27 protein-coding genes and 1 pseudogene are annotated in these 26,379 nt (G+C 61.6%); 27 read left to right on the top strand and 1 reads right to left on the bottom strand.

Annotation, left to right across the window (positions count from 1 at the left end; genetic code table 11):
- The first annotated feature begins 3 nt into the window (after positions 1–3).
- The 27 genes and pseudogenes from fliJ to ACIOMR_RS05535 all read left to right on the top strand — a co-directional run bounded on the left by fliJ (position 4) and on the right by ACIOMR_RS05535 (position 25,084).
- Positions 4–453 carry a flagellar export protein FliJ gene (gene fliJ / locus ACIOMR_RS05405; protein ID WP_008434833.1) on the top strand — a complete coding sequence of 150 codons (450 nt, stop codon included), beginning with the start codon at positions 4–6 and terminating at the stop codon, positions 451–453.
- 88 nt (positions 454–541) lie between these two features.
- A complete protein-coding gene (locus tag ACIOMR_RS05410; protein WP_003214569.1) occupies positions 542–847 on the top strand; it encodes an STAS domain-containing protein in 306 nt (101 codons plus the stop codon).
- Positions 844–2,561 (top strand): annotated as a pseudogene (locus tag ACIOMR_RS05415) (SpoIIE family protein phosphatase). The gene ACIOMR_RS05410 and the pseudogene ACIOMR_RS05415 overlap by 4 nt, the downstream one beginning before the upstream one ends.
- Before the next feature lie 30 nt (positions 2,562–2,591).
- Positions 2,592–2,939, top strand: a complete 348-nt coding sequence (locus tag ACIOMR_RS05420) for an Hpt domain-containing protein (RefSeq protein ID WP_003214564.1) — start codon at positions 2,592–2,594, stop codon at positions 2,937–2,939.
- Positions 2,940–3,354: 415 nt separating this feature from the next.
- Entirely contained in the window at positions 3,355–4,725 is a 1,371-nt protein-coding gene (locus ACIOMR_RS05425) for a flagellar hook-length control protein FliK (RefSeq protein ID WP_401192728.1), read from the top strand.
- A gap of 223 nt (positions 4,726–4,948) precedes the next feature.
- Positions 4,949–5,449, top strand: coding sequence for a flagellar basal body-associated protein FliL (gene fliL / locus ACIOMR_RS05430; protein ID WP_003214560.1), 501 nt, complete (start codon positions 4,949–4,951; stop codon positions 5,447–5,449).
- Between the two features lie 9 nt (positions 5,450–5,458).
- A complete protein-coding gene (gene fliM / locus ACIOMR_RS05435; protein WP_003214559.1) occupies positions 5,459–6,427 on the top strand; it encodes a flagellar motor switch protein FliM in 969 nt (322 codons plus the stop codon).
- 34 nt (positions 6,428–6,461) lie between these two features.
- A complete protein-coding gene (gene fliN / locus ACIOMR_RS05440; protein WP_003214557.1) occupies positions 6,462–6,929 on the top strand; it encodes a flagellar motor switch protein FliN in 468 nt (155 codons plus the stop codon).
- 1 nt (position 6,930) lies between these two features.
- A complete protein-coding gene (fliO, locus tag ACIOMR_RS05445) occupies positions 6,931–7,365 on the top strand; it encodes a flagellar biosynthetic protein FliO (protein WP_023659254.1) in 435 nt (144 codons plus the stop codon).
- The gene (fliP, locus tag ACIOMR_RS05450) at positions 7,365–8,108 is read left to right on the top strand and encodes a flagellar type III secretion system pore protein FliP (RefSeq protein WP_003214554.1); all 744 of its coding nucleotides are present in this window, start codon (positions 7,365–7,367) and stop codon (positions 8,106–8,108) included. The genes fliO and fliP overlap by 1 nt, the downstream gene beginning before the upstream one ends.
- 3 nt (positions 8,109–8,111) lie before the next feature.
- Positions 8,112–8,381 (top strand): flagellar biosynthesis protein FliQ, encoded by a 270-nt coding sequence (gene fliQ, locus ACIOMR_RS05455; protein WP_003214552.1) that lies wholly within the window; start codon positions 8,112–8,114, stop codon positions 8,379–8,381.
- A 13-nt stretch (positions 8,382–8,394) separates the two neighbouring features.
- Positions 8,395–9,171, top strand: coding sequence for a flagellar biosynthetic protein FliR (fliR, locus tag ACIOMR_RS05460; protein ID WP_003214551.1), 777 nt, complete (start codon positions 8,395–8,397; stop codon positions 9,169–9,171).
- A gap of 3 nt (positions 9,172–9,174) precedes the next feature.
- The gene (gene flhB, locus ACIOMR_RS05465) at positions 9,175–10,311 is read left to right on the top strand and encodes a flagellar biosynthesis protein FlhB (RefSeq protein ID WP_087694331.1); all 1,137 of its coding nucleotides are present in this window, start codon (positions 9,175–9,177) and stop codon (positions 10,309–10,311) included.
- Positions 10,312–10,800: 489 nt separating this feature from the next.
- On the top strand, positions 10,801–12,915 hold the full coding sequence (gene flhA, locus ACIOMR_RS05470; protein WP_023659255.1) for a flagellar biosynthesis protein FlhA: 2,115 nt from the start codon (positions 10,801–10,803) through the stop codon (positions 12,913–12,915).
- An 11-nt stretch (positions 12,916–12,926) separates the two neighbouring features.
- On the top strand, positions 12,927–14,243 hold the full coding sequence (gene flhF / locus ACIOMR_RS05475) for a flagellar biosynthesis protein FlhF (protein ID WP_401192736.1): 1,317 nt from the start codon (positions 12,927–12,929) through the stop codon (positions 14,241–14,243).
- A 120-nt stretch (positions 14,244–14,363) separates the two neighbouring features.
- Positions 14,364–15,197 (top strand): flagellar synthesis regulator FleN, encoded by an 834-nt coding sequence (gene fleN / locus ACIOMR_RS05480; RefSeq protein ID WP_003192912.1) that lies wholly within the window; start codon positions 14,364–14,366, stop codon positions 15,195–15,197.
- Positions 15,194–15,934 carry an RNA polymerase sigma factor FliA gene (gene fliA / locus ACIOMR_RS05485; RefSeq protein WP_008434817.1) on the top strand — a complete coding sequence of 247 codons (741 nt, stop codon included), beginning with the start codon at positions 15,194–15,196 and terminating at the stop codon, positions 15,932–15,934. The genes fleN and fliA overlap by 4 nt, the downstream gene beginning before the upstream one ends.
- 170 nt (positions 15,935–16,104) lie before the next feature.
- Entirely contained in the window at positions 16,105–16,479 is a 375-nt protein-coding gene (locus ACIOMR_RS05490) for a chemotaxis response regulator CheY (RefSeq protein ID WP_005790040.1), read from the top strand.
- Between the two features lie 18 nt (positions 16,480–16,497).
- Positions 16,498–17,286, top strand: coding sequence for a protein phosphatase CheZ (locus tag ACIOMR_RS05495; protein ID WP_003214538.1), 789 nt, complete (start codon positions 16,498–16,500; stop codon positions 17,284–17,286).
- An 11-nt stretch (positions 17,287–17,297) separates the two neighbouring features.
- A complete protein-coding gene (locus ACIOMR_RS05500) occupies positions 17,298–19,520 on the top strand; it encodes a chemotaxis protein CheA (protein ID WP_401192742.1) in 2,223 nt (740 codons plus the stop codon).
- A 49-nt stretch (positions 19,521–19,569) separates the two neighbouring features.
- On the top strand, positions 19,570–20,691 hold the full coding sequence (locus tag ACIOMR_RS05505) for a chemotaxis response regulator protein-glutamate methylesterase (protein ID WP_177019593.1): 1,122 nt from the start codon (positions 19,570–19,572) through the stop codon (positions 20,689–20,691).
- Positions 20,691–21,431, top strand: a complete 741-nt coding sequence (locus tag ACIOMR_RS05510) for a flagellar motor protein (protein ID WP_003210645.1) — start codon at positions 20,691–20,693, stop codon at positions 21,429–21,431. Before ACIOMR_RS05505 ends, ACIOMR_RS05510 begins: the two co-directional genes overlap by 1 nt.
- Positions 21,432–21,446: 15 nt before the next feature.
- Positions 21,447–22,334, top strand: coding sequence for a flagellar motor protein MotD (motD, locus tag ACIOMR_RS05515; protein WP_003210644.1), 888 nt, complete (start codon positions 21,447–21,449; stop codon positions 22,332–22,334).
- A 51-nt stretch (positions 22,335–22,385) separates the two neighbouring features.
- The gene (locus ACIOMR_RS05520; RefSeq protein WP_003210643.1) at positions 22,386–23,174 is read left to right on the top strand and encodes a ParA family protein; all 789 of its coding nucleotides are present in this window, start codon (positions 22,386–22,388) and stop codon (positions 23,172–23,174) included.
- A gap of 151 nt (positions 23,175–23,325) precedes the next feature.
- Positions 23,326–24,129 carry a CheW domain-containing protein gene (locus ACIOMR_RS05525; RefSeq protein ID WP_177008378.1) on the top strand — a complete coding sequence of 268 codons (804 nt, stop codon included), beginning with the start codon at positions 23,326–23,328 and terminating at the stop codon, positions 24,127–24,129.
- A gap of 73 nt (positions 24,130–24,202) precedes the next feature.
- Positions 24,203–24,688 carry a chemotaxis protein CheW gene (locus ACIOMR_RS05530; protein WP_003210641.1) on the top strand — a complete coding sequence of 162 codons (486 nt, stop codon included), beginning with the start codon at positions 24,203–24,205 and terminating at the stop codon, positions 24,686–24,688.
- Positions 24,689–25,084 (top strand): DUF2802 domain-containing protein, encoded by a 396-nt coding sequence (locus tag ACIOMR_RS05535; RefSeq protein WP_008434800.1) that lies wholly within the window; start codon positions 24,689–24,691, stop codon positions 25,082–25,084.
- Positions 25,085–25,117: 33 nt separating this feature from the next.
- Here the strand turns inward: ACIOMR_RS05535 and ACIOMR_RS05540 are convergent, their stop codons facing one another.
- On the bottom strand, positions 25,118–26,281 hold the full coding sequence (locus ACIOMR_RS05540; RefSeq protein ID WP_102604690.1) for a hypothetical protein: 1,164 nt from the start codon (positions 26,279–26,281) through the stop codon (positions 25,118–25,120).
- Positions 26,282–26,379 lie beyond the last annotated feature (98 nt).

Consider the following 26,379-nt stretch of genomic DNA (forward strand, 5'->3'; position numbering starts at 1 on the left):
ACCATGGCCAACACTCGCGCCGCGCGCCTTGCCCCGGTAGTGGACATGGCCGAAAAAGCTGAAAAGACCGCCGTCCAGCGCCTGGGGTACTTCCAGGGCCAGGTTCGCCTGGCGGAAAGCAAGCTGGGGGACCTGGAGCGCTTTCGCGGCGAGTATCAGCAGCAGTGGATCGAGCGTGGCAGCAAGGGCGTCTCCGGGCAGTGGCTGATGGGCTACCAGGGCTTTCTCAACCAGTTGGAAACCGCCGTCGGCCAGCAGCGCCAGAGCCTGGCCTGGCACCAGGCCAACGTCGACAAGGCCCGCGACAGCTGGCAACAGGCCTATGCCCGGGTCGAAGGCCTGCGCAAACTGGTGCAGCGCTACATCGACGAAGCCCGTGCACTGGAAGACAAGCGCGAGCAGAAATTGCTGGATGAATTGTCCCAGCGTCTTCCCCGCCAAAACCCCTATTAACCACGCCCTCGCTCCTACATGGATTTGCCCACTTCCCTATCACCTGCTACACCTTGTTGCACATTGCCAATGACAAGGAAGCAGTCGTATGTCAGTCGAATCAGAAGTGTCCCTGGACGGGACGAAGTTGACGATCACCGTCAGGGGGCGATTCGATTTCGGTAGCCACCAGGCCTTTCGTGATGCCTACGAGCGGTTCTACAAGGTGCCCGAGATCTACGTGGTGGACTTGAAGGAAACCACCTACATGGACAGCTCGGCCCTGGGCATGCTCCTGCTGTTGCGTGACCATGCCGGAGGCGACAATGCCGAAGTGCAGGTGGTCAACGCCAACTCCGATGTGCGCAAGATCCTGGCCATTTCCAACTTCGACAAACTGTTCGACCTCACTTGAGCGTCCTGGCCCCGGTCCTCGAGGCGCTGACGGTGTTGATCGCCGAAGACAGCGCCGCCGACCTGTTGTTGCTGTCGACCATCGTGCGCCGCCAGGGCCACCAGGTGCTGACCGCCAGCAACGGCCAGGAAGCGGTCGATGTGTTTACCCGTGAACGGCCGCAGTTGGTGTTGATGGACGCCCTGATGCCGGTGATGGACGGCTTCGAGGCGGCCCGTCAGATCAAGCAGCGGGCGGGGGAGGCGCTGGTGCCGATCATCTTCCTCACCTCCCTGCGCGAGAGCGAAGCCCTGGCCCAGTGCCTGGATGCCGGGGGTGACGACTTCCTGGCCAAACCCTATAACCAGGTGATCCTGGCGGCAAAGATCAATGCCATGGATCGCCTGCGTCGCTTGCAGGCCACGGTGTTGCAGCAACGCGACCTGATCGCCCGGCACCACGACTACCTGCTGCAGGAGCAGCGAGTGGCCAAGGCGGTGTTCGACAAGGTGGCCCACTCGGGCTGCATCAACGCCGCGCCGAATATTCGTTATGTGCAGTCGCCCTACGCGCTGTTCAACGGCGATTTGCTGCTGGCCGCGTACACGCCGTCGGGCGATATGCATGTGCTGCTGGGGGACTTTACCGGCCACGGTTTACCGGCGGCGGTCGGCGCCATGCCCCTGGCGGAAGTGTTCTACGGCATGACTGCCAAGGGCTACGGATTGGCGCAAACCCTGCGGGAGATGAACGCCAAGCTCAAGCGCATCCTGCCGGTGGACATGTTCTGTTGTGCCACCTTGCTGTGCCTCAGCGCCCAGCGACAGGTGGTGGAGGTGTGGAACGGCGGCATGCCCGACGGCTACGTGCATGACGTCACCACCGGCAAGCGCACGCCGCTGGTGTCGCGGCATTTGCCATTGGGCGTGCTGGCGGCCGAGGCGTTTGATGACCGCACTGAAGTCTGGCCGATGGCGCTGGGTGACCGAGTGTTTTTGCTGTCGGATGGTGTGCTGGATACCGCCGATGCCCATGAACAGTTGTTTGGCGCCGAGCGGTTGCAGCAGGTGTTTGCGGCCAATCGCGAGCCGGACCGGTTGTTCGAGGAGATCGAACAGGCCCTGGCGGGTTTTCGCGGTGAGGTGCGCGATGACATCAGCATGGTGGAGATCAGCCTGCAGGCGGATGAGCCGTTGCGTTCGTCGTCGGTGGTGTATTCCGACAGTGGGCAGTCGTCGCCGCTGGATTGGTCGGTAAGTTTTGAGTTTCGTGCCGAGACGCTCAAGTCCTACAACCCTTTGCCGTATTTGTTGCAGTTGCTGTTGGAGATTCATGGACTGCGGGAGCAGAGCGGGGCGTTGTACAGCGTGATGGCGGAGTTGTATTCCAATGCGCTTGAACATGGTGTGCTGGGGCTGGATTCGCGGCTCAAGCGGGATGCGCAGGGGTTTGCTGCGTATTACCGCGAGCGTAATGAGCGGCTGGCGCGGTTGGATAGCGGGTATGTGCGGGTGCACCTGGATGTGGTGCCGACCGGGGAGGGGGGGGGCTGACGCTGCGGATCGAGGACAGTGGGGCCGGGTTTGATGTGGATAAGGTGCTGGCCAGGCCGCTGGATGTTGACCGTCTGTCTGGTAGGGGATTGAGCCTGGTGCGCCAGTTGAGCAGCGATGTAGGCTGGTCTGACGGCGGGCGGTGTGTGTGCGTGGAGTTTTCATGGAAGGCTCTGGCATAATCCGCCGATTCTTGATCAAGGAGCGAACAAGTGGCAGAGATTCATCTGGACCCCGATGTGCTGACTGGCTTGCAGGAGGTCATGGAGGGCGAGTATCCGAAGCTGCTCGACACTTTTCTCGATGACTCGCAAAAGCGGGTAGAGGCGTTGCGCCGGGCTCGGGATGATGCCAAGGCGCTTGGGCGGATTGCGCATAGCTTCAAGGGGAGTAGCGGTAATCTTGGGGCGGTGCGGTTGGCTGAGCTTTGTCAGTTGCTCGAGGATAAGTCCGCCAAGCCTGTGGTTGCGGATTTGGCGCAGTTGGTGGATGAGATTGACCATGAATTCGCGCTGGTGCGGCCGTTGTATGAGCATGAGCGGGGGCGGTTTCAGCTCTGACGCTTTTGGTGTGTATATCCGTTTCTTCGGTAACGGCGGCTTATGGTTTCGCTCTTGCAGCGAGTCACTTTGCAAAAGCGGCACAGTAACCAAAGCGCTCTGCCCCATCAAAAACCAGAGCGAAAGCAGAGCTGCTTTTCTGTGGGAGCGGGCTTGCTCGCGAAAAACCTGAGAGCGCCGCGTTCATCCAGAATGCCAGCGTCATCGTTAACGACCTTCGCGAGCAAGCCCGCTCCCACATTTGGACCGTGCCCGCTTTTGATTTGGCTGTTGCTTTTGCTCTTCAACACTCAAGACCCTATACAAGCCCTCACCCAAATAACGGATATACACCCTTAAACCAAAACCTGGCCCAACTCTTGCTCTATCTCCTGTTACCGCACCCTCGACCCCTGTGCGGCGGAGACTCTTGACTATGGCAATCACCCCGAATTCGCTCCTTCAGGCAGCCCTTGCGGCCAAGCCTCAAGCGCCCGCTGCCAATCCACCGGCAGTGGCTGCGAACCCGCGGGACAAGGCCCCGGGCTTCGCTCAGGTGTTCGCCAACCAGGCCCCTGCGCCTGCGGCAAAACCTGTCGACACCCCCATCAAATCCACCCGCGACAAGCCTGCGGACAACAGCCCCAAGCCCGCCGCCAACAACGACAAGCCTGCCGCCGGTACCCCATCGGTTGCCGATAACGGCAAGACTTTGCCTGCCAACCCGCCGGCCAAGGCGGACACCCCGGACACCACCGCCAAGTCAGACGACGATGCCCCGGCAGACGATCCGTCCCTGGCCCAGCAACCTCCGGTCGACCCCGCCGTAGACCCGGCGCTGATAGCCGCGGTAGTCCCTGTCCCCGTCCCCGCTACGCCGGCGCCCGTCGAGACCCCGACGCCGGCCACCGCGAAGGATGACAAAAACCAGCCAGTCGTGGCGCCACCGATGGCCGCGACCGACGACGCCAAGCCCGCCTTCGACCCCGAGGCCGATCCGCTGGATGCAATGCCCGCCGTGCGCCTGGCCATGGAACAGGGCGGACACGTGTCCGCCAGCAGCCAGGCCCCGGCAAAAACCGCCCCGGCCCCGACCCAGGATCAGCCGACTGCCGCGCAAAACTTCGTCACAGGCCTGGCCAATATGGTCGACCAGCAAGCGTCCAAGGACAGCACCGACCAGGGCGGCGACAAAGCCTTTGCCGGTCTGATCGACGGCGGCCTCAAGGATTTGAAGGACGCCAGCAGCGACACCCGTGTCGATGACTTCGCCAACCGCCTCGCCGCGCTGACCCAGGCTGCCACGCCGAAAACTGCGAATGCCCTGCCGCCGGTGGCCAACGCGCCATTGGCCATGCACCAGAGTGGCTGGACCGATGAGGTGGTGAACCGGGTCATGTACCTGTCCAGCGCCAACCTCAAGTCGGCAGAGATCCAGTTGCAGCCCGCTGAACTGGGTCGCCTGGACATCAGCGTGAAGATGTCCGCCGACCAGCAGGCGCAAGTCACCTTCATGAGCGGCCATGCGGTGGTGCGTGAAGCCCTGGAAAGCCAGTCGGGCCGCCTGCGGGAGATGTTTGCCCAGCAGGGCATGGGCCAGGTCGACGTCAACGTGTCGGACCAGTCACGTGGCTGGCAGGGGCAGCAGGGCCAGGACCAGCAACAGCAGAACCAGGCTCGCGGCGTCAGCGGCAGTGGCGGGCGGGGTGATGGGGTTGATGGCGGCGGTATCGGTGAGGTGGCTGAAGTGGCCGCGCCGGTGGTGCAGTCGGTGATTGGCTCCAGTGCCGTGGACTACTACGCCTGATCCGAGGCCTGGCGATGATCAAAATGTGGGAGCGGGCTTGCTCGCGAATACGGAGTGTCAGTCACAGTTACAGGTGCTGATCCACCGCTTTCGCGAGCAAGCCCGCTCCCACATTGGTTTTGCAGTGTCGGCGAAACCGTGACCGAGCTGACAACTCTGGCATAACACTTGCTCTTGCCTTTCCCCAGAACTATGAATCCCAAAATAGTGACGGATTATTGGCATGGCGAAGAGCGACGACGCAGCAAAAGCACCCGCAGGCAAGGGCAAGCTCAAGCTTATCCTGCTGATTGTCCTGGCCTTGTTGCTGGCGATCGGCCTGTCCGTGGGGGCTACCTGGTACTTTATGCACAGTGCCCAGAGCAAACCGGCCGCCACGGCCGAGGTCAACCCCAACGTCAAGCAACCGGCAATCTTCGAGCCGATGCTGCCGGCGTTTGTCGCCAACTTCAATCAGAACGGCCGTCAACGCTACCTGCAGGTGAGCATTACCCTGCTGGCGCGTAACCAGGCAGACCTGGATGCCCTCAAGGTGCACATGCCAGTGATCCGCAACAACCTGGTGATGCTGTTTTCCGCCCAACCCTTCGACACCCTCGCCACCCCGGTGGGCCAGGAAATGCTGCGCCAGAAGGTCACTGCCAGCGTGCAGGAAGTGGCCCAGAAGGAAGTCGGCAAACCGGTGATCGAGCAGGTGCTCTTCACTAATTTCGTATTGCAGTAGGATCACGACATGGCCGTGCAGGACCTGCTGTCCCAGGATGAAATCGATGCGCTGCTCCATGGCGTCGACGATGGTCTGGTACAGACCGAAATGGCTGCCGAGCCCGGCAGCGTCAAAAGCTACGACCTGACCAGCCAGGATCGCATCGTCCGTGGACGCATGCCGACCCTGGAAATGATCAACGAGCGTTTTGCCCGTTACACCCGTATCAGCATGTTCAACATGCTGCGCCGCTCGGCGGACGTGGCGGTGGGCGGTGTGCAGGTGATGAAGTTCGGTGAATACGTGCACTCGCTGTACGTGCCCACCAGCCTCAACCTGGTGAAGATCAAGCCACTGCGCGGCACCGCGCTGTTCATCCTCGACGCCAAGCTGGTGTTCAAGCTGGTGGACAACTTCTTCGGCGGCGATGGCCGTCACGCCAAGATCGAAGGCCGTGAATTCACCCCGACCGAGTTGCGGGTGGTGCGCATGGTGCTGGAGCAGGCCTTCATCGACTTGAAGGAAGCCTGGCAGGCGATCATGGAAGTCAATTTCGAGTACATCAACTCGGAAGTGAACCCGGCCATGGCCAACATCGTCGGCCCCAGCGAAGCCATTGTGGTCTCCACCTTCCACATCGAACTCGATGGCGGCGGCGGCGACCTGCACGTGACCATGCCGTACTCGATGATCGAGCCGGTGCGCGAGATGCTCGATGCCGGTTTCCAGTCCGACCTCGACGACCAGGACGAACGCTGGGTGAAAGCCCTGCGCGAAGACCTGCTGGACGTCGACGTACCCCTGAGCGCCACCGTGGCCCGTCGCCAGCTGCGTTTGCGGGATATTTTGCACATGCAGCCGGGGGATGTGATTCCCGTCGACCTGCCGGAAGAACTGATCATGCGCGCCAACGGCGTGCCGTCGTTCAAGGTCAAGCTCGGTTCTCACAAAGGCAACCTGGCGTTGCAAGTGATCGAACCGATCAACCGTCGCTGATCCACCTTAATTTCTGCTCCGCCGAGGACATGTAATGGCTACCGAACACGAAAACACTTCCGCCGAAGACCAGGCCCTGGCTGACGAGTGGGCGGCTGCCCTGGAAGAAACCGGCGATGTCGGCCAAGACGATATCGATGCACTGCTGGCGGCCGATGCAGCCACTGCACCGGTCGGCAACCGCCTTCCCATGGAAGAGTTCGGCAGCGTGCCGAAGAACAATGACCCGGTGACCCTCGACGGTCCGAACCTGGACGTGATCCTCGACATCCCGGTGTCGATCTCCATGGAAGTCGGCAGCACCGAAATCAACATCCGCAACCTGCTGCAGCTCAACCAGGGGTCGGTGATCGAGCTGGACCGCCTGGCCGGCGAGCCGCTGGACGTGCTGGTCAACGGCACGCTGATCGCCCATGGCGAAGTGGTGGTGGTCAACGAGAAGTTCGGCATCCGCCTGACCGACGTGATCAGCCCGAGCGAACGCATCAAGAAGTTGCGTTGATATGAAGCGCTCATTGGTAGGACTGTTATCGACGCTGCCCTTGAGCGTAATGGCAGCAGAACCGGTTGCCCAGGCGGCTGCGCCGGCACTCGGCAGCGGTGTGGGCGGGCAACTCACCCAGTTGGTGCTGGGGTTGTTGCTGGTGGTGGGGCTGATCTTCGTGCTCGCCTGGGTGTTGCGCCGCGTGCAGCGCATCGGCCCGGGCAATGCCCAGGTCATCGAGCTGGTGGGTTCACGCGCCCTTGGCCCGCGGGACAGGCTGGTGCTGGTGCAGGTCGGCGACGAGCAGATCCTGCTGGGCATCACCCCCGGTCGCATCACCCCGTTGCACGTGCTCAAGTCGCCTGTGGAAGTGGCCCAGACCCAAGCGGCCACGCCGGAATTCGCCCAGCGCCTCATGGAGTTGCTGGGCAAGGATCAGAAGGATAAGAAGTAATGCGCGTTTTATTGACGCTCATGCTGTTGCTGGCAGCGCCGCTGGCGTACGCAGCAGACCCGTTGTCGATCCCGGCGATCACCCTGGGCACTAACGCGGCGGGCGCGCAGGAGTATTCGGTCAGCCTGCAGATCCTGCTGATCATGACCGCGCTGAGCTTCATCCCCGCGTTCGTGATGCTGATGACCAGCTTCACCCGCATCATCATCGTGTTCTCGATCCTGCGTCAGGCCCTCGGCCTGCAACAGACGCCGTCGAACCAGATCCTCACCGGCATGGCGCTGTTCCTGACGCTGTTCATCATGGCGCCGGTGTTCGACAAGGTGAACCAGCAAGCCCTGCAACCGTACCTGGCGGAGAAAATGACCGCCCAGGATGCGATCGACAAGGCCCAGGGGCCGATCAAGGATTTCATGCTGTCGCAGACCCGTTCCAGCGATCTTGAGTTGTTTGTGCGGTTGTCCAAGCGTACCGACATCGCCAGCCCCGACATGGCGCCGCTGACCATCCTGGTGCCGGCGTTCGTGACCTCGGAGTTGAAGACCGCGTTCCAGATCGGCTTCATGATCTTCATTCCGTTCCTGATCATCGACCTCGTCGTGGCGAGTGTGCTGATGGCCATGGGTATGATGATGCTGTCGCCGCTGATCATTTCGTTGCCGTTCAAGATCATGCTGTTTGTGTTGGTGGACGGGTGGGCGCTGATAATCGGCACCCTGGCCGGCAGTTTCGGTGGGGTGTAGGCCATGACGCCAGAAGTAGCAGTCGACCTGTTTCGCGAAGCCCTGTGGCTGACCACCATGATGGTCGCCGTACTGGTGGTGCCGAGCCTGTTGGTGGGCCTGTTGGTGGCGATGTTCCAGGCCGCGACCCAGATCAACGAACAGACCCTGAGCTTTTTGCCGCGCCTGCTGGTGATGCTGATCACCCTGATCGTTGCCGGCCCGTGGCTGGTGCAAACCTTCATGGAATACATCCTGCAGCTGTACGGCAGTATTCCGCAGTTGATCGGCTGACCCCGTGAATTCGATGCTGGCCTTGACCGACACCCAGATCAGCACCTGGGTGGCCTCGTTCATCCTGCCGTTGTTCCGGGTCACGGCCGTGCTGATGACCATGCCGGTGTTCGGCACCACCCTGGTACCACGGCGCATCCGCCTGTATTTCGCGGTGGCGATCACCGTGGTGATCGTGCCGGGCTTGCCGCCGATGCCACCGGTGAATGCCCTGGACCTCAGTGCAATGATGCTGATCGCCGAGCAAATCATCATCGGCGCCTTGCTGGGCTTCTCCCTGACGCTGTTCTTCCAGGCCTTCGTGATCGCCGGGCAGATCATCTCGATCCAGATGGGCATGGGCTTCGCGTCCATGGTCGACCCTACCAACGGCGTGTCGGTGGCGGTGATCGGGCAATTCCTGACGATGCTGGTGACCTTGCTGTTCCTGGCCATGAACGGCCACCTGGTGGTGTTCGAGGTGATGACCGAAAGTTTCACCACCTTGCCGGTGGGCAGCGGGTTGGTGGTCAATCATTTCTGGGAGCTGGTGGGGCGCTTGAGCTGGGTGCTCGGTGCATCCCTGCTGCTGGTATTGCCGGCGATCACTGCGCTGCTGGTGGTCAACATCGCCTTTGGCGTGATGACCCGGGCGGCGCCGCAGTTGAACATTTTCTCCATCGGTTTCCCGTTGACCCTGGTGCTGGGCATGGGGATTTTCTGGGTCGGCATGGCTGACATTCTCAATCAGTATCAACCGCTGGCGACCGACGCCTTGCAGTTTTTACGTGACTTGGCGCGGGCGCGGTAAGCCATGGCCGAGAGCGAGAGTGGCCAGGACAAGACAGAAGACCCCACGGAGAAACGTAAAAAGGACTCCCGGGAAAAGGGCGAGATTGCCCGCTCCAAAGAGCTCAACACCCTGGCGATCATGCTCGCCGGTTCCGGCGGCCTGCTGATCTACGGCGGTGGCCTGGCCCTGGACCTGATGGAGTTGATGCGCCTGAATTTCTCCCTGCCCCGCGACGTGCTGCTGAGCCCGGGGGCCATGGGCTTGTACCTGCTGCACTCGGGCAAGATCGCGATCCTCGCGGTGCAGCCGATCCTCATCACCTTGTTGCTGGCGGCCCTGATCGGCCCGATTTCCCTCGGCGGCTGGCTGTTTGCCGCCGGCAGCCTGGCGCCCAAATTCAGCCGGATGAACCCGGCGGCCGGGCTCAAGCGGATGTTTTCCACCAAGGCCCTGGTGGAGCTGCTCAAGGCCTTGGCCAAGTTCATCCTGATCCTGTTTGTGGCGTTGACGGTGTTGTCGTCCGACATCGACGACCTGCTGCGCATCGCCCATGAGCCGATTGAGCTGGCGATCATCCACAGTGTGCAAGTGGTGGGCTGGAGCTCGCTGTGGATGGCTTGCGGGCTGATCCTCATTGCTGCGGTGGATGCGCCGATCCAGCTGTGGGAAAGCCACAAGAAACTGCTGATGACCAAGCAGGAAGTGCGCGACGAGCACAAGGACCAGGAAGGCCGGCCCGAGGTCAAGCAGCGGATTCGCCAGCTGCAGCGCGAGATGTCCCAGCGCAAGATGATGGCCTCGGTGCCCGATGCCGATGTGGTCATCACCAACCCGACCCACTACGCCGTGGCGCTCAAGTACGACCCGGAGAAGGGTGGGGCGCCGATGTTGCTGGCCAAGGGCAGTGATTTCACGGCGTTGAAAATCCGCGAGATTGCGGTAGCCAATGACATCCTGCTGCTGGAATCGCCGGAGTTGGCGCGGTCGATCTTCTACTCCACCGACCTGGACCAGGAGATCCCGGCCGGGTTGTATCTGGCGGTGGCTCAGGTGTTGGCGTACGTGTATCAGATCCGCCAGTACCGGGCGGGCAAGGGCAAGCGGCCGGATCCGCTCAAAGACCTGCCGATTCCACCGGATTTGCGTCGGGATTCCTGATTTTGTAGCGTCCCTCCTGGCCTCTTCGCGAGCAAGCCCGCTCCCACATTTGACCGTGTATATCCTGTAGAAACGCGGTCAAATGTGGGATCGGGCTTGCTCGCGAAGGCGTCCGCCCAAACAACAGAAATCCCCCTGAGCGTTCCCGCAATTGCATCTCGCACCGTGTAAGTCGCGGGCGAGGGCGCTACCTCAATCAGCGTGGCGAGGGAGCTTGCTCCCGCTGGGGTGCGAAGCGCCCCCAATAAAGCTAGCGCGGTGATTCAGGCAAAGCGCGCAAGCCGTTCCGGGGCTGCTGCGCAGCCCAACGGGAGCAAGCTCCCTCGCCACAGGTGATGTGTGTACGGCGGTAGCCCTTCGCTGTTCGTGAGACCGATCTGCTTCCTCAAGCAAAAGTTGGAAGGCTTCTTGCAATACCGCCTCCAGGACGCTTCCCGGCGTCAAAAGTTTGCTTCAAGGAAACGAGGAATACCGGTGGATCGCTCTCAAATGCTCAGCACGGCCCGTGGCACCCTGACTGACCTCTCGCGAGGCAATCTGGGTGTGCCGTTGTTGTTGCTGGTGATGCTGGCAATGATGATGTTGCCGATGCCGCCGTTCCTGCTGGATGTGTTCTTCACCTTCAACATTGCGCTGTCGGTCGTCGTGTTGCTGGTGTGCGTATACGCCCTGCGGCCGCTGGATTTCGCGGTATTCCCGACCATCCTGCTGATCGCCACCCTGCTGCGGCTGGCGCTTAACGTGGCTTCCACCCGGGTGGTGATGCTCCACGGCCAGGACGGCCACGCCGCCGCGGGCAAGGTGATCCAGGCCTTCGGCGAGGTGGTGATCGGCGGTAACTACGTGGTCGGTATCGTGGTTTTTGCGATCTTGATGATCATCAACTTCGTGGTCGTGACCAAGGGCGCCGGGCGGATTTCCGAGGTGAGCGCGCGTTTTACCCTCGACGCGATGCCCGGCAAGCAGATGGCGATCGACGCCGACCTCAACGCCGGCCTGATCGACCAGAACCAGGCCAAGGCCCGTCGCCTTGAAGTCGCCCAGGAAGCCGAGTTCTACGGTTCCATGGACGGTGCCAGCAAATTCGTGCGCGGCGACGCCATCGCCGGCCTGTTGATTCTGTTTATCAACCTGATCGGCGGCATGGCGGTCGGCATCTTCCAGCACGGCATGACCTTCGGCGACGCCGGCAAGGTTTACGCCCTGCTGACCATCGGTGACGGTTTAGTGGCGCAATTGCCATCACTGTTGTTATCTACAGCTGCGGCGATCATGGTGACCCGTGCTTCGGGCTCCGAAGACATGGGCAAGCAGATCAGCCGGCAGATGTTTGCCTCGCCCAAGGCGCTGGCGGTGGCGGCAGGCATCATGGCGATCATGGGCATCGTGCCGGGCATGCCCCATGTCTCGTTCCTGAGCATGGCCGCCATGGCCGCCGGCGGTGCCTACCTGTTCTGGAAAAAACAAAACAACATCAAGGTGATTGCCCAGCAGGAAGTGGCGCGCCAGCAGGAACTGCTGCCATCGCCGGCCCGCGCCCTGGAAACCAAGGAGCTGGGCTGGGACGACGTGACCCCGATCGACATGATCGGCCTGGAAGTCGGCTACCGCCTGATTCCCCTGGTGGATCGCAACCAGGGTGGGCAATTGCTGGCGCGGATCAAGGGTGTGCGCAAGAAGTTGTCCCAGGACCTGGGCTTCCTGATGCCCACCGTGCACATTCGCGACAACCTCGACCTGGCCCCGAGCGCCTACCGCCTGACCCTGATGGGGGTGATTCTGGCCGAGGCCGAGATCTACCCGGACCGCGAACTGGCGATCAACCCGGGCCAGGTGTTTGGCAGCCTCAACGGGATTACCGCCAAAGATCCGGCTTTTGGCCTGGAAGCGGTATGGATCGAAATCAGCCAGCGCAGCCAGGCGCAGTCGCTGGGCTACACCGTGGTCGACGCCAGCACTGTGGTCGCCACCCACCTCAACCAGATTCTGTACAAGCACTCCCACGAGCTGATTGGCCACGAAGAAGTCCAGCAACTCTTGCAATTGCTGGCCAAGGCCTCGCCAAAACTCGCCGAAGAGCTGGTACCGGGTGTGCTGTCCACCTCGCAACTGCTCAAGGTGCTGCAAGCGCTGTTGGCCGAGCAGGTGCCGGTGCGGGACATTCGCAGCATTGCCGAAGCTATCGCCAACAATGCCGCCAAGAGTCAAGATACTGCCGCCCTGGTGGCCGCAGTGCGCGTCGGATTGTCGCGTGCAATCGTCCAAAGCATTGTAGGGCTTGACTCCGAGCTGCCTGTTATCACCTTGGAACCAAGGTTGGAACAAATATTGCTCAATAGTATTCAGAAGGCTGGGCAGGGCGCTGATGAGGGCGTGTTGCTGGAGCCAAGCATGGCAGAGAAGCTGCAGCGTTCGTTGATCGAGGCCGCGCAGCGCCAGGAAATGGAAGGCCATCCGGTGATCCTGCTGGTGGCTGGCCCCGTCCGGGCGATGTTGTCGCGGTTTGGACGCCTGGCTATACCGAATTTGCACGTATTGGCTTACCAGGAAATTCCTGACAATAAGCAAGTGACTATCGTCGCGACAGTAGGGCCCAACGGCTGAGGTAGTGGGATATGCAAGTGAAGCGTTTTTTCGCCGCCGATATGCGTCAGGCCATGAAACTGGTACGTGATGAGTTGGGCGCCGACGCTGCGATTATCGGTAACCGTCGTATTGCAGGCGGTGTGGAGCTGACGGCTGCCCTGGATTACAAACCCTCGGCCCTGGCGCCGCGCGTGCCGAACATGGAACTGGAAGACGAGCTGCGCAAGACCGCTTCGCGCATTGTCTCGGCCCAGGCTGAACTGAGCATGCGTGGCGACAGCGACGCCTCCACCAATCGCCAGCTGTTTGCCGGGCTGCCGTTGACCGCGTCCGAGCCGCTGGTAGAGCCGACTTTTGTTGAACCACCGCGTCCTGCTGCGTCAGCCCCGGCGCCGGCGGTAGACCAGCGGGTGTTCGACTCGATGCGCTTCGAACTCAACGGCCTGCGTGAACTGCTGGAAGTGCAGCTGGGTTCGCTGGCCTGGAACCAGTTGCAGGGCAGCCAGCCACAACAGGCCAACCTGTGGCGTCGCCTGCAACGCATCGGCCTGTCCGGCCCGTTGTCCCGCGACCTGCTGCAACTGACCACGCAAATTGAAGAACCTCGCCAGGCCTGGCGCATGCTCCTGGCCCACCTGGCGCGGATGATCGTCACCCCGGAAATCGAACCCCTGGAAGAAGGCGGTGTGATTGCCATGGTCGGCCCGGCCGGCATGGGCAAGACCACCACCCTGGCCAAGCTGGCCGCACGTTACGTGCTCAAGTACGGCGCCCAGAACATCGCGCTGGTGAGCATGGACAGCTACCGCATCGGCGCCCAGGAACAACTCAAGACCCTGGGCCGCATCCTCAATGTGCCGGTGACCCACGTCGACCCGGGCCAGTCCCTGGCCAACGCCCTCGACCCATTGCTGCGCAAGCGCGTGGTGCTGATCGACACCGCCGGCCTGCAAGCCAGCGACCCGGCCCTGCGCATGCAACTGGAAAGCCTGGCCGGGCGCGGGATCAAATCCAGAAACTATTTGGTGCTTGCCACTACCAGCCAGAAGCAGGTATTGACCGCCGCCTACCACAGCTACAAGCGCTGCGGGCTGGCGGGTTGCATCCTGACTAAACTGGATGAGACGGCAAGCCTGGGCGAAGTATTGAGCCTGGCAATCAGTCATGAATTACCGGTCGCCTACCTGACCGACGGGCCGCGGATCCCGGATGATCTGCATCTGCCGCGCCGTCATCAGTTGGTCAGCCGGGCTGTCAGCGTGCAAATGCAGGAAGAACCCAGTGAGGAAGCTATGGCTGACATGTTTGCTGACCTCTACCACAGCCCGAACAAGCGAGTTGGCTGAGGCATCATGGCTTTCTATTTAAAAATGACAGTGAAAAGTATCTACATCGATGGCCTGCCAGCAGTTCGCGCGGCCAACTTATGTAGCCTGCGTCTAAGCAAGACAAGGTAAAGAAATAAAATGGGCAGCATGCATCCCGTACAGGTGATCGCGGTGACCGGCGGCAAAGGTGGCGTCGGGAAAACTAACGTGTCAGTGAATTTGTCCCTGGCCCTGGCAGAGCTTGGCCGTCGCGTCATGCTGCTGGATGCTGACCTGGGGCTGGCGAACGTCGACGTTCTGCTGGGACTGACGCCCAAACATACCCTGGCCGATGTGATTGAAGGCCGCTGTGAGCTGCGCGACGTACTGTTGCAAGGCCCCGGCGGGATTCGCATCGTGCCGGCCGCTTCCGGCACCCAGAGCATGGTGCACCTGAGCCCGGCGCAACATGCCGGCCTGATTCAGGCGTTCAGCGACATTGGCGACAACCTCGACGTACTGGTGATCGACACCGCCGCCGGGATCGGCGAGTCGGTGGTCAGTTTCGTGCGCGCAGCCCAGGAAGTGTTGCTGGTGGTGTGCGACGAACCCACCTCGATCACCGACGCCTACGCCCTGATCAAACTGCTCAACCGCGACTACGGCATGAACCGCTTCCGCGTGCTGGCCAACATGGCCCAAAGCCCGCAGGAAGGGCGGAATCTGTTCGCCAAGTTGACCAAGGTCACGGATCGCTTCCTCGATGTCGCCTTACAATACGTTGGCGCAGTTCCTTACGACGAGTGTGTGCGCAAGGCCGTGCAAAAGCAGCGTGCGGTCTATGAAGCGTTCCCTCGTTCGAAGTGCGCATTGGCGTTCAAGGCTATTGCCCAGAAGGTCGATACCTGGCCGTTGCCCGCCAATCCCCGGGGGCATCTGGAGTTTTTCGTCGAGCGATTGGTGCATCAGACGAGCGCAGGACCGGTGCTATGACAGCCAGCGGCTACAACCTTTACAAGAAGTCGGCACGTGACAGTCAAGTCGAATTGATCGAGCGCTATGCGCCCCTGGTCAAGCGCATTGCCTATCACCTGCTGGCGCGCTTGCCTGCCAGCGTGCAGGTCGAGGACTTGATCCAGGCCGGGATGATCGGCCTGCTTGAAGTGTCGACCAAGTACGACGCGAGCAAGGGCGCGAGTTTCGAGACATACGCGGGTATCCGTATCCGTGGGGCCATGCTCGATGAAGTGCGTAAAGGTGATTGGGCGCCGCGATCAGTGCACCGCAATACGCGGATGGTGAGTGACGCAATTCGCTCAATTGAAGCAAAAACCGGTCGCGACGCTAAAGATCATGAAGTTGCGGCCGAACTCCAATTGAGTCTCGACGATTACTACGGGATTTTGAACGATACCTTGGGCAGCCGGCTGTTCAGTTTCGACGACCTTTTACAGGACGGCGAACATGAAGGGCTGCACGAGGACGGCGCGAGTGCCCATCTCGAACCGTCACGGGACCTGGAAGATGAACGCTTCCAGAGCGCGCTGGCGGACGCGATAGCCAATTTGCCGGAGCGTGAGCGACTGGTGTTGGCGCTGTACTACGACGAAGAGCTGAACCTCAAGGAAATCGGTGAGGTCCTGGGAGTCAGCGAATCGCGGGTCAGCCAGTTACACAGCCAGTGCGCGGCCCGCTTGCGGGGGCGTTTGGGAGAGTGGCGAGCGCGCTGACAGGCAGTGTGGGGACACTGCGAACGATACCGTCCAGGCCCTGCGCCCGGACGGGCTTGGCCCGTGGTGCGCCCCCGGTAGTCCTTTTTGTGTAACGCCTGTTGATTGATATGGCGCGCCCAGGTGCTGGGCGCGTTTAAGACTGCTTGGAGGTCGAATTGGACAAGAACATGAAAATCCTCATCGTTGATGACTTCTCAACGATGCGGCGGATCATAAAAAACCTGTTGCGTGACCTTGGGTTCACTAACACGGTCGAGGCGGATGACGGTATTACGGCGATTCCGATCCTCAACAGCGGGAGCATCGACTTTCTGGTAACGGACTGGAACATGCCGGGCATGACCGGTATCGATCTGCTGCGCCACGTGCGCGCTGATGAAAAACTGCGCAGCCTGCCTGTGCTGATGGTGACCGCTGAAGCCAAGCGTGAACAGATCATCGAAGCCGCCCAGGCCGGGGTCAACGGCTACGTGGTCAAGCCATTCACTGCACTGGCCTTGAAAGAGAAGATCGAAAAGATCTTCGAACGCATCGGTCATTGATGCTGCCACGGGGGAGCTATGGAGCATAAAGAATCATCGCAGGCCGACTTTGAGTCGACCCTGAAAAAACATGCTCATCAACTCGTCGAAAGCCTTGAAAGAGGCCAGTTCGGCGACGCGGTGCAGTTGATCCATGAGCTCAACCAGACCCGTGACCGCGGCCTGTACCAGGAAGTGGGCAAGCTCACCCGTGAGTTGCACAGTGCGATAGTCAATTTTCAGATTGACCCGCACATGCCCCAGGCCGAGGAAATCTCGCAGATCACGGATGCCACCGAACGCCTGTCCTACGTGGTCAGGCTGACTGAGGCGGCGGCCAACCGCACCATGGACCTGGTGGAAAACGCCACGCCTCTGGTCAACGGTATGGCCAGTGAAGCCAAGGCCCTGAGCACTGACTGGGGCCGGTTCATGCGTCGGGAAGTGGGCGCTGAGGAGTTTCGTGAGCTGGCGCGTCGGGTCGAGGGCTTTTTGTCCCGCAGCGAGCAGGAAAACCGCACGGTTTCCAGCAACCTCAATGACATTCTGCTGGCCCAGGATTACCAGGACCTCACCGGTCAGGTGATCAAGCGTGTGACCCAACTGGTCACCGAAGTGGAAAGCAACCTGCTCAAACTGGTGTTGATGGCGGGCCAGGTCGACCGGTTTGCCGGCATCGAACATGACCGCGCAGCGATCCTTTCTGAAAAAGATCCACAAAAACACCTCGCCAAGGGTGAAGGTCCGCAGATTCATGCCGATAAACGTGAAGACGTTGTATCCGGGCAAGACGACGTAGACGATTTGCTGTCCAGTTTAGGCTTCTAAGGAGCACACCCATGAGCTTCGGCGCCGATGAAGAAATCCTTCAGGATTTCCTTGTAGAGGCCGGCGAAATTTTAGAGCAACTGTCCGAACAACTGGTCGAGCTGGAAAGCCGACCGGATGATGCGAACCTGCTCAATGCAATTTTTCGCGGTTTTCATACTGTAAAAGGGGGCGCCGGCTTCCTCCAGCTCCACGAGCTGGTGGAGTGCTGTCACATCGCCGAGAACGTGTTCGACATCCTGCGCAAGGGTGAGCGGCACGTCGACTCGGAACTGATGGACGTGATCCTGGAAGCACTGGACGCGGTCAACGGCATGTTCAGTGAAGTGCGCGAGCGCGCACCGATCACTGCCGCCACGCCGGAACTGCTGGCCGCTCTGGCGCGCCTGGCGGAACCTGCGGCCAACGCTCCCGTGGTGGAAGCGGTGGCTGAGCCGGTTGCCGAGCCTGCGGGCGACGTGACCGACAGCGAATTTGAACAACTGCTGGACTCGCTGAACGCCGTCAAGGCCGAAGCCGAAGCGCCGGCAGCCAGTGCGCCGGCCATGGTGCCGACCACCGAAGACATTACTGACGCCGAGTTCGAGTCGTTGCTCGACCAGTTGCACGGCAAGGGCCAGTTTGCCCCGGACGCGGTGGCCGCAGCGCCAGCGCCAACGGAAGCCGCGGCGCCCGTCAGCAATGAAATCACCGACGACGAATTTGAAGCGCTGCTGGACCAGTTGCACGGCAAAGGCTCGTTTGCCGCCGAGGCTCTGCCGGAAGTCGCCGCAACGGCCGCCGCGCCTGCGGCACCCGCTGCTGCGCCGGCCGCCGATGGACTGATCTCCGATCACGAATTCGAAGCCCTGCTGGATGAACTGCACGGCAAGGGCAAGTTCACCGAAGTGGTCGGCGCTGCTGCACCGGCTGCTGCACCGGCTGCTGCCGCAGCTGTCGCAACACCGGCTCCTGCCGCCAAGGCTGCCGCGCCTGTCGCAGCGAAAGCGGCTCCGGCTCCGGCTCCAGCACCGGCCCGGGCTGCCACGGCTGCCCCGGCCCCGGACAAGCAACCGGCCAGTGAAGCCGAAACCACCGTGCGGGTTGATACCGCGCGCCTGGACGACATCATGAACATGGTCGGCGAACTGGTGCTGGTGCGTAACCGCCTGGTGCGCCTGGGCCTGAACAGTGGCGACGAGGCCATGCAAAAGGCCGTGTCGAACCTCGACGTGGTCACCGCAGACCTGCAGACCGCCGTCATGAAGACCCGGATGCAGCCGATCAAGAAAGTCTTCGGCCGTTTCCCGCGCCTGGTTCGCGACCTGGCACGCCAGCTCAAGAAAGAGATCAACCTGGAACTGGTGGGTGAAGAAACCGACCTCGACAAAAACCTTGTCGAGGCCCTGGCCGACCCGCTGGTCCACTTGGTGCGCAACGCGGTCGACCACGGTGTCGAGACGCCGGAAGAGCGCGAAGCCTCGGGCAAGAACCGCCAGGGCAAAGTGATCCTGGCGGCCGAACAGGAAGGCGACCATATCCTGCTGTCGATCACCGATGACGGCAAAGGCATGGACCCCACGGTACTGCGCAACATTGCAGTCAAGCGTGGGGTGATGGACAAGGACGCCGCCGACCGCCTCACCGACACCGAGTGCTACAACCTGATCTTCGCCCCGGGCTTCTCCACCAAGACCGAGATTTCCGACGTGTCGGGCCGTGGCGTGGGCATGGATGTGGTGAAGACCAAGATCAGCCAGCTCAACGGCTCGATCAACATCTACTCGACCAAGGGCCAGGGCTCGAAGATCGTCATCAAGGTGCCGTTGACCCTGGCGATCCTGCCGACCCGGCGGGTGATGCTGGGCAACCAGGCGTTCGCCTTCCCGCTGGTCAACGTCAACGAAATCTTCCACCTCGACCTGTCGCGCACCAACGTGGTGGACGGCCAGGAAGTGGTGATCGTGCGCGACAAGGCGTTGCCGCTGTTCTACCTCAAGCGCTGGCTGGTGGCTTCGGCCAAGCATGAAGAGCAGCGCGAAGGCCATGTGGTGATTCTTTCCGTGGGCACCCAGCGTATCGGCTTCGTGGTCGATCAACTGGTGGGCCAGGAAGAAGTGGTCATCAAGCCTTTGGGCAAAATGCTGCAGGGAACCCCGGGCATGTCGGGTGCGACCATTACCGGTGACGGTCGGATCGCGCTGATTCTGGATGTTCCGAGCATGCTCAAGCGTTACGCCGCACGGCGTATTTGATTCGGCCCGGGCAGGGCGGTTGTCCCTCGCCCGGCCTAACGGAGTGTTTATGGTAGTCAAGGTCCTGGTGGTGGACGATTCGGGTTTCTTCCGCCGCCGCGTCTCGGAAATTCTTTCATCGGATTCCAATATCCAGGTGGTCGGCACGGCCACCAACGGCAAAGAGGCGATCGATCAGGCCCTGGCGCTCAAGCCGGACGTGATCACCATGGACTACGAGATGCCGATGATGGACGGCATCACGGCGGTGCGGCACATCATGCAGCGCTGCCCGACGCCGGTGTTGATGTTCTCCTCGCTGACCCACGAAGGCGCCCGGGTCACCCTGGATGCGCTGGATGCCGGCGCGGTGGACTTCCTGCCGAAGAATTTCGAAGACATCTCGCGCAACCCCGAGAAGGTCAAGCAGATGCTCTGCGAGAAGGTGCACAGCATCTCCCGCAGTAACCGTCGCAGCCTGTTCAGTGCGCCGGCGCCCGCACCCGTTACGCCGCCACCGGCCGCCCCGAGCACCTTTGGTCGCCCGGCGCCGACACCGGTTGCGCGCCCGGCCGCCGCCCCGGTGCGTACGGCTGCGCCCGCCGCGCATTCACCTGCGCCCAAGCGCAAGGCCTACAAACTGGTGGCCATCGGTACGTCCACCGGCGGCCCGGTGGCCTTGCAGCGGGTGTTGACCCAATTGCCGGCCAACTTCCCGGCGCCGATCGTGTTGATCCAGCACATGCCGGCCGCGTTCACCAAGGCGTTCGCCGAGCGCCTGGACAAGCTGTGCCGCATCAGCGTCAAGGAAGCCGAGGATGGCGACATCCTGCGTCCGGGTCTGGCGCTGCTGGCCCCCGGTGGCAAGCAGATGATGGTCGATGGCCGTGGTGCGATCAAAATCCTGCCGGGTGACGAACGCCTGAACTACAAGCCGTGTGTGGATATCACCTTCGGGTCTGCGGCCAAATCCTACGGCGACAAAGTTTTGGCGGTGGTGTTGACCGGCATGGGCGCCGACGGCCGTGAAGGCGCGCGCCTGCTCAAGCAGGGCGGCAGCGCGATCTGGGCCCAGGATGAAGCCAGCTGCGTGATCTATGGCATGCCCATGGCCATCGTCAAGGCCGACCTGGCCGACGCCGTCTACAGCCTGGACGACATCGGCAAGCACCTGGTGGAGGCTTGCCTCTGATGGATGTATTGAGCCTGATTGGCATCATCATGGCATTTGTCGCAATTATCGGCGGCAACTACCTCGAAGGCGGCCACCTGGGCGCACTGGCCAACGGCCCGGCGGCGTTGATCGTGATCGGCGGCACCGTGGGCGCGGCGTTGTTGCAGTCGCCCATGAGTTCGTTCAAGCGCGCGATGCAGATCCTCATCTGGATCATCTTCCCGCCGCGTGTCGACTTGCCGGGCGGCATCGACCGCGTGGTCAACTGGAGCCTCACGGCGCGCAAGGAAGGCCTGCTCGGGCTGGAAGGCGTGGCCGATGCCGAGCCCGACAGCTACGCCCGCAAAGGCCTGCAACTGCTGGTGGACGGCGCCGAGCCGGAAGCGATTCGCAGCATCCTCGAAGTGGACTTCTACACCCAGGAAAGCCGCGACATCAACGCTGCCAAAGTCTTTGAAAGCATGGGCGGCTACGCGCCGACCATCGGCATCATCGGTGCGGTGATGGGCTTGATCCACGTGATGGGCAACCTGGCCGATCCGTCGCAACTGGGCAGCGGGATTGCCGTGGCGTTCGTCGCCACCATCTACGGCGTGGCCAGTGCCAACCTGGTGTTGTTGCCGGTGGCCAGCAAGCTCAAGTCGATCGCCCTGCGCCAGTCGCGTTATCGCGAGATGTTGCTCGAAGGCATCCTCTCGATTGCCGAGGGTGAAAACCCGCGCTCCATCGAATTGAAGCTCCAGGGCTTCATGGATTGATGGGAGGTATTTGTTGTGAGCCGTCGCCGCCGCGAGCCTGAAGAACACGTCAACCATGAACGCTGGCTGGTGTCCTACGCCGACTTCATTACGTTGCTGTTCGCGTTTTTTGTGGTGATGTACTCCATTTCCTCGATCAACGAAGGCAAGTACAAAGTCATTTCCCAGGCGCTGATTGGCGTGTTCAACGACGCTGACCGCGCCCTCAAGCCGATACCCATTGGCGAAGAACGCCCCAAGACCGTGACCCCGGCCAAGCCGCTGGTCAACGACAGCGATGAAACCGCCGCCGGCATTGGTGGCACCAGCGACCCGCTGAAAAGCATCGCCGATAACATCAGCGCGGCCTTTGGCGACCTGATCAGCTCCAACCAGATGACCGTGCGCGGCAATGAGTTGTGGGTCGAGATCGAGCTCAATTCCAGCCTGCTGTTCGCCAGTGCCGATGCAATGCCCAGCGACCAGGCGTTTACCATCATCGACAAGGTGGCGGCGATCCTGAAGCCGTTTGAAAACCCGGTCCACGTTGAAGGCTTTACCGATAACCTGCCGATCAGTACCGCGCAGTACCCGACCAACTGGGAGCTGTCTTCGGCCCGGGCGGCGAGTATTGTACGAATGCTCGCGATGCAGGGTGTGAACCCCGGGCGCCTGGCGTCGGTGGGTTACGGCGAGTTCCAGCCGGTGGCCAATAACGCCACGGCGGAAGGCCGTGCGCGCAACCGTCGGGTGGTGCTGGTGGTGTCGCGCAACCTGGACGTACGCCGCAGCCTGACCGGTACCGGCACTGCCAATGCAACACCGGATGCCGCCTTGAAGCGGGCTGGCACACAAACTGCACCAGCGCCCGTAAAGGCGCCGGTTCGCGGGAGTGCCGTCAATTCTCCGTCACCGGCTCTATAACCCCATGCAATTTCTCGGTCGAGCCTGTGCCTGCCGGGAGGAACAATCCGAATGAGAGTCTGGGCAGTTGCCAATCAAAAGGGTGGTGTCGGTAAAACCACCACGTCCATCGCCTTGGCCGGCTTGCTGGCCGAGGCCGGCAAGCGTGTGGTCGTGGTCGACCTGGACCCCCACGGCTCCATGACCAGCTATTTCGGCTATGACCCGGATGCCCTGGAACACAGTTGCTACGACCTGTTCCTGCACAAGGGCAGCGTGCCGGCCGACTTGCCGGGGCAACTGTTGCTGCCTACCAGCAATGAAAAGATCTCGCTGTTGCCGTCCAGCACCGCCCTGGCCACCCTTGAGCGCCAGTCGCCGGGGCAGAGCGGCCTGGGCCTGGTGATCGCCAAGACCCTGGCGCAGCTGTGGCAGGACTTCGACTACGCGATCATCGACAGCCCGCCGTTGCTCGGCGTGCTGATGGTCAACGCCCTGGCCGCCAGCCAACAGCTGGTGATCCCGGTGCAGACCGAGCACCTGGCCGTCAAAGGCCTGGAGCGCATGGTCAGCACCCTGGCGATGATCAACCGCTCGCGCAAGCAAGCGCTGCCGTTCAGCATCGTGCCGACCCTGTTTGACCGCCGTACCCAGGCGTCCCTCGGCACCTTGCGGGTATTGCGCGATGCTTATCCGGACACCATCTGGCAAGGCTACATCCCAGTGGACACGCGCCTGCGAGATGCGAGCCGGGCAGGGCTGACGCCGTCGCAGTTCGACGGCAAGAGCCGTGGGGTGCTGGCGTATCGGGCGTTGCTCAAGCACCTGTTGTCCCAGCAACTTGTGGCGCAGGTGGCGTGATGGTCATAAACAGCCCTGTAGGAGCCTGGCTTGCCAGCGATGCAGACGCCGCGGTTTTCCTGACCAAACCGGCTCTCGATTCAAGTCCGGACACTCACAGGCCGATAACCTCTGAATACAGGGTTGATGGGGCTTGCGCGTGGGCATACAGATGAACCGTCCCGTTGATTTCAAGACCCGGCCGCAACTGGCGCTGGAGTCCTACCTGGACGCCTTGCTCCAGGACGCCACCGAGGACATGCCGGAACCGATTCTGATCCTCGATGAAGTCATCGAGCCTGAACCTGCTGCCCTGGACGAGTTTCAGTTGGCGGTCCTGGAAGAACAGGCCCGTGATGCGTTGGTGGTTCCCGTAGCCGTTCCTGTACCGGTTGCTGTGCCCGTCGAGCCTGTGGTGATTGCGCCTGTAGTGGTGGAGCCGGTGGTTGAGGTTCACCTCCCGCCGAGCATTACGCCGCAGCCGGTACAGGGCGACGGTCGCCCGGTGTGGGCTGCGGAGCCGTTCGAATGTTTGCTGTTCGATGTCGCCGGGTTGACCCTGGCCGTGCCGCTGGTGTGCCTGGGTTCGATCTACTCCCTGGAAGGCCAGGAGTTGACGCCGTTGTTCGGCCAGCCGGATTGGTTCCTCGGGATCCTGCCGAGCCAGCAGGGCAACTTGAAGGTATTGGACACCGCGCGTTGGGTGATGCCCGACCGCTACCGCGATGACTTCCGCCAGGGCCTGCAATACGTTATTTCGGTCCAGGGCTACGAGTGGGGGCTGGCGGTGCATCAGGTCAGCCGCTCATTGCGCCTGGACCCGAACGAAATCAAATGGCGCAGCCACCGGGGCCAGCGGCCATGGCTGGCGGGCACTGTGATCGAACACATGTGCGCGTTGCTGGATGTCGCCGAACTGGCGGAGTTGATTGCCAGCGGCGCGGTAAAAGCCATGCCGCTGAACAAACGCACTTGATAACAAGCAGCAGCGCTAAGGCGCTGCCCAAGAACACACACCGTAACCAACGGTATTTGAAGGGGTCTGGAGTATGAACAAGTCAGTGTCCGCACAAGGTCTGGTGGATGATCCAATCCTGCAATGGGTCACCTTCAAGCTGGACAACGAGTCCTATGGCATCAACGTGATGCGTGTGCAGGAAGTGCTGCGCTACACCGAAATCGCTCCGGTTCCGGGTGCCCCAAGCTATGTGCTGGGCATCATCAACCTGCGCGGCAACGTGGTGACCGTGATCGACACCCGCCAGCGTTTTGGCCTGGTGCCGACCGAAGTCAACGACAACACCCGCATCGTGATCATCGAAGCCGACAAGCAAGTGGTCGGGATCATGGTCGACAGCGTGGCGGAAGTGGTTTACCTGCGCCAATCCGAAGTCGAGACTGCGCCGAACGTCGGCAACGAAGAATCGGCCAAGTTCATCCAGGGTGTCTGCAACAAGAACGGCGAACTGCTGATTCTGGTTGAGCTGGACAAGATGATGAGCGAAGAAGAGTGGCAGGACCTGGAGAATATCTGATTGTTTCTTGAGGTAGCGGTGATCGTCCTGGCCATCCTTTGGGCCGGGACCCTGGGCTTCCTGCTGCGTTATGTTCGCCAGCAACGGGAATTGGCCACTCGACAAGTCGAGCGCGACGCTGTGCGCGACCGGCGGATCCTGGAGCTGGCCAAGCGGGTCGACCACTTCCAGCAAAGTGCGGTGCGTGTGGGTGATGAAGTGCACGAGCTGCGTTCGGTGCTGGCGCCGTTGCCGGACAAGCTGTCGGCACTCGAGCAGCGTGACCCGTCGAGCCTCTCATTTGCCCAGGCGGCGAAGCTGGTGGGCATGGGCGCCACGGTGGATGAGCTGACGCAGTCCTGCGGGTTGACCCAGGCTGAAGCGCAGTTGATGAGCCGGTTGCACAAGGACAACTGAAGGTTACGAGCTGCAAGCGGTATTGCTTGCAGCTTATAGCCGGTGCCGGTTGCTCAGCCATTCGGCCATGGTCGAGTCCTCCAAAGCATATTCACCACGGTTGGCTTTCCAGACCAACTCCTTCTCCCGCAGCACTTCCAGTGCTTTCTGCACGTTTGGCGTGCTGGCGTTCGGCTCGACCTGGGCCTGTTCCAGCTTGCGGTTCACATCCTGGAAGGTTTTCTCCGCAAAAGGCGAGAACGCCTGCTTGCCCAGGGTTCGTTCGCCCATCACTTCAAGTACCGCCTGTTGCAGCGGCGAGAGGTCGTTGTAGGCGCTCTCGTAGTCGCTCCAGATGCCGGCCTGGTGATTGAGTGCCCCGGTCCTCAGCAACTCGCCAAGGTTGCTGGCCTCGCCAAGACCCACGCTCACTTCGGTCAGTAGTGTGTTGAGCATTTCCGGGCGCCGGCCAACGAGCTGGAAGGCATAGTCCATGTCCTCCAGGTTGAACTGGTTGGTCGCGGCCAGGCGCTGGTTCCAGAGGTCCGTCACGAACTCGACGAAATCCCGGCTCAACAGCGGGAACGGTGTGATGTGGGCGCCGAAGAACGGTTGTTTGCTCTTGAGTACCAGGTTGGCCAGTTTGTCCCGGCTGGAGCCGGTGAAGACCAGGCGCAGGCCATCGGCCGTGCTGCTGCCGTTGAGATGATCCCGTGCCGCCTTGAGGGCGAACATGGCGTTCACCCCGCCTTCGCTGTTGAGGGCGTGCTGGGCCTCGTCCACGATCAGCACGATCATTTGCCCCGAGACCTGGTGCAGCACGTCCAGGGCGTGGCTGAGCGTGGTGCCGGCGGGCAATTGCGGTTTGGTGAAATCCCAACTCAAGGTGCGCAGCAGGCTGATCTTGTCGATACCGGCCTTCTTGGCCGCTTTGCTCACTGCGCTTTCGAACTCGCCCAGGGCTTTGCCGATGGCGCCGGAGATCAGTTCGGCGGGGTCGACTTCGCGGTTCATCCACAGGTCCACGTACACCGGCAGCCAGCCCCGGGCCTTGCACTCGGGGATAAGGTCGTTGCGCAGGAACGTACTCTTGCCGGTACGGCGCGGAGCCGCGAGGAACATGCCGGAGCTGTAGTCGGCAAATGACTCGCCTGCCAGATCACGGGCGAGCGCTTCGGCGAGTAGCTTTCGACTGAGAATCGGGCGGGTAGGGCTCATGGGTTTATCCTGAACTATCGGGTTCGAGATAATCTATACCTCGAAAGATATAATTGCTATACACCACCCACCGCAACTGATCATTCCCACGCTCTGCG

Origin of the sequence: Pseudomonas sp. NPDC087814, assembly GCF_044742865.1 — a bacterium.
In the GTDB taxonomy this organism is placed as follows: Bacteria; Pseudomonadota; Gammaproteobacteria; order Pseudomonadales; family Pseudomonadaceae; genus Aquipseudomonas.

What these genes read in the sequence shown, in the direction of transcription:
- fliA (WP_008434817.1), top strand. Translation starts at nt 15,194, where the DNA reads ATGACAGCCAGCGGCTACAACCTTTACAAGAAGTCGGCACGTGACAGT.
- ACIOMR_RS05410 (WP_003214569.1), top strand. Translation starts at nt 542, where the DNA reads ATGTCAGTCGAATCAGAAGTGTCCCTGGACGGGACGAAGTTGACGATC.
- fliN (WP_003214557.1), top strand. Translation starts at nt 6,462, where the DNA reads ATGGCTACCGAACACGAAAACACTTCCGCCGAAGACCAGGCCCTGGCT.
- fliL (WP_003214560.1), top strand. Translation starts at nt 4,949, where the DNA reads ATGGCGAAGAGCGACGACGCAGCAAAAGCACCCGCAGGCAAGGGCAAG.
- flhF (WP_401192736.1), top strand. Translation starts at nt 12,927, where the DNA reads ATGCAAGTGAAGCGTTTTTTCGCCGCCGATATGCGTCAGGCCATGAAA.
- fliP (WP_003214554.1), top strand. Translation starts at nt 7,365, where the DNA reads ATGCGCGTTTTATTGACGCTCATGCTGTTGCTGGCAGCGCCGCTGGCG.
- ACIOMR_RS05510 (WP_003210645.1), top strand. Translation starts at nt 20,691, where the DNA reads ATGGATGTATTGAGCCTGATTGGCATCATCATGGCATTTGTCGCAATT.
- ACIOMR_RS05540 (WP_102604690.1), bottom strand. Translation starts at nt 26,281, where the DNA reads ATGAGCCCTACCCGCCCGATTCTCAGTCGAAAGCTACTCGCCGAAGCG.
- ACIOMR_RS05520 (WP_003210643.1), top strand. Translation starts at nt 22,386, where the DNA reads ATGAGAGTCTGGGCAGTTGCCAATCAAAAGGGTGGTGTCGGTAAAACC.
- fliO (WP_023659254.1), top strand. Translation starts at nt 6,931, where the DNA reads ATGAAGCGCTCATTGGTAGGACTGTTATCGACGCTGCCCTTGAGCGTA.
- ACIOMR_RS05525 (WP_177008378.1), top strand. Translation starts at nt 23,326, where the DNA reads ATGAACCGTCCCGTTGATTTCAAGACCCGGCCGCAACTGGCGCTGGAG.
- ACIOMR_RS05495 (WP_003214538.1), top strand. Translation starts at nt 16,498, where the DNA reads ATGGAGCATAAAGAATCATCGCAGGCCGACTTTGAGTCGACCCTGAAA.
- ACIOMR_RS05425 (WP_401192728.1), top strand. Translation starts at nt 3,355, where the DNA reads ATGGCAATCACCCCGAATTCGCTCCTTCAGGCAGCCCTTGCGGCCAAG.
- ACIOMR_RS05505 (WP_177019593.1), top strand. Translation starts at nt 19,570, where the DNA reads ATGGTAGTCAAGGTCCTGGTGGTGGACGATTCGGGTTTCTTCCGCCGC.
- ACIOMR_RS05530 (WP_003210641.1), top strand. Translation starts at nt 24,203, where the DNA reads ATGAACAAGTCAGTGTCCGCACAAGGTCTGGTGGATGATCCAATCCTG.
- flhA (WP_023659255.1), top strand. Translation starts at nt 10,801, where the DNA reads ATGCTCAGCACGGCCCGTGGCACCCTGACTGACCTCTCGCGAGGCAAT.
- fliM (WP_003214559.1), top strand. Translation starts at nt 5,459, where the DNA reads ATGGCCGTGCAGGACCTGCTGTCCCAGGATGAAATCGATGCGCTGCTC.
- ACIOMR_RS05490 (WP_005790040.1), top strand. Translation starts at nt 16,105, where the DNA reads ATGAAAATCCTCATCGTTGATGACTTCTCAACGATGCGGCGGATCATA.
- fliR (WP_003214551.1), top strand. Translation starts at nt 8,395, where the DNA reads ATGCTGGCCTTGACCGACACCCAGATCAGCACCTGGGTGGCCTCGTTC.
- ACIOMR_RS05500 (WP_401192742.1), top strand. Translation starts at nt 17,298, where the DNA reads ATGAGCTTCGGCGCCGATGAAGAAATCCTTCAGGATTTCCTTGTAGAG.
- fleN (WP_003192912.1), top strand. Translation starts at nt 14,364, where the DNA reads ATGGGCAGCATGCATCCCGTACAGGTGATCGCGGTGACCGGCGGCAAA.
- fliJ (WP_008434833.1), top strand. Translation starts at nt 4, where the DNA reads ATGGCCAACACTCGCGCCGCGCGCCTTGCCCCGGTAGTGGACATGGCC.
- flhB (WP_087694331.1), top strand. Translation starts at nt 9,175, where the DNA reads ATGGCCGAGAGCGAGAGTGGCCAGGACAAGACAGAAGACCCCACGGAG.
- fliQ (WP_003214552.1), top strand. Translation starts at nt 8,112, where the DNA reads ATGACGCCAGAAGTAGCAGTCGACCTGTTTCGCGAAGCCCTGTGGCTG.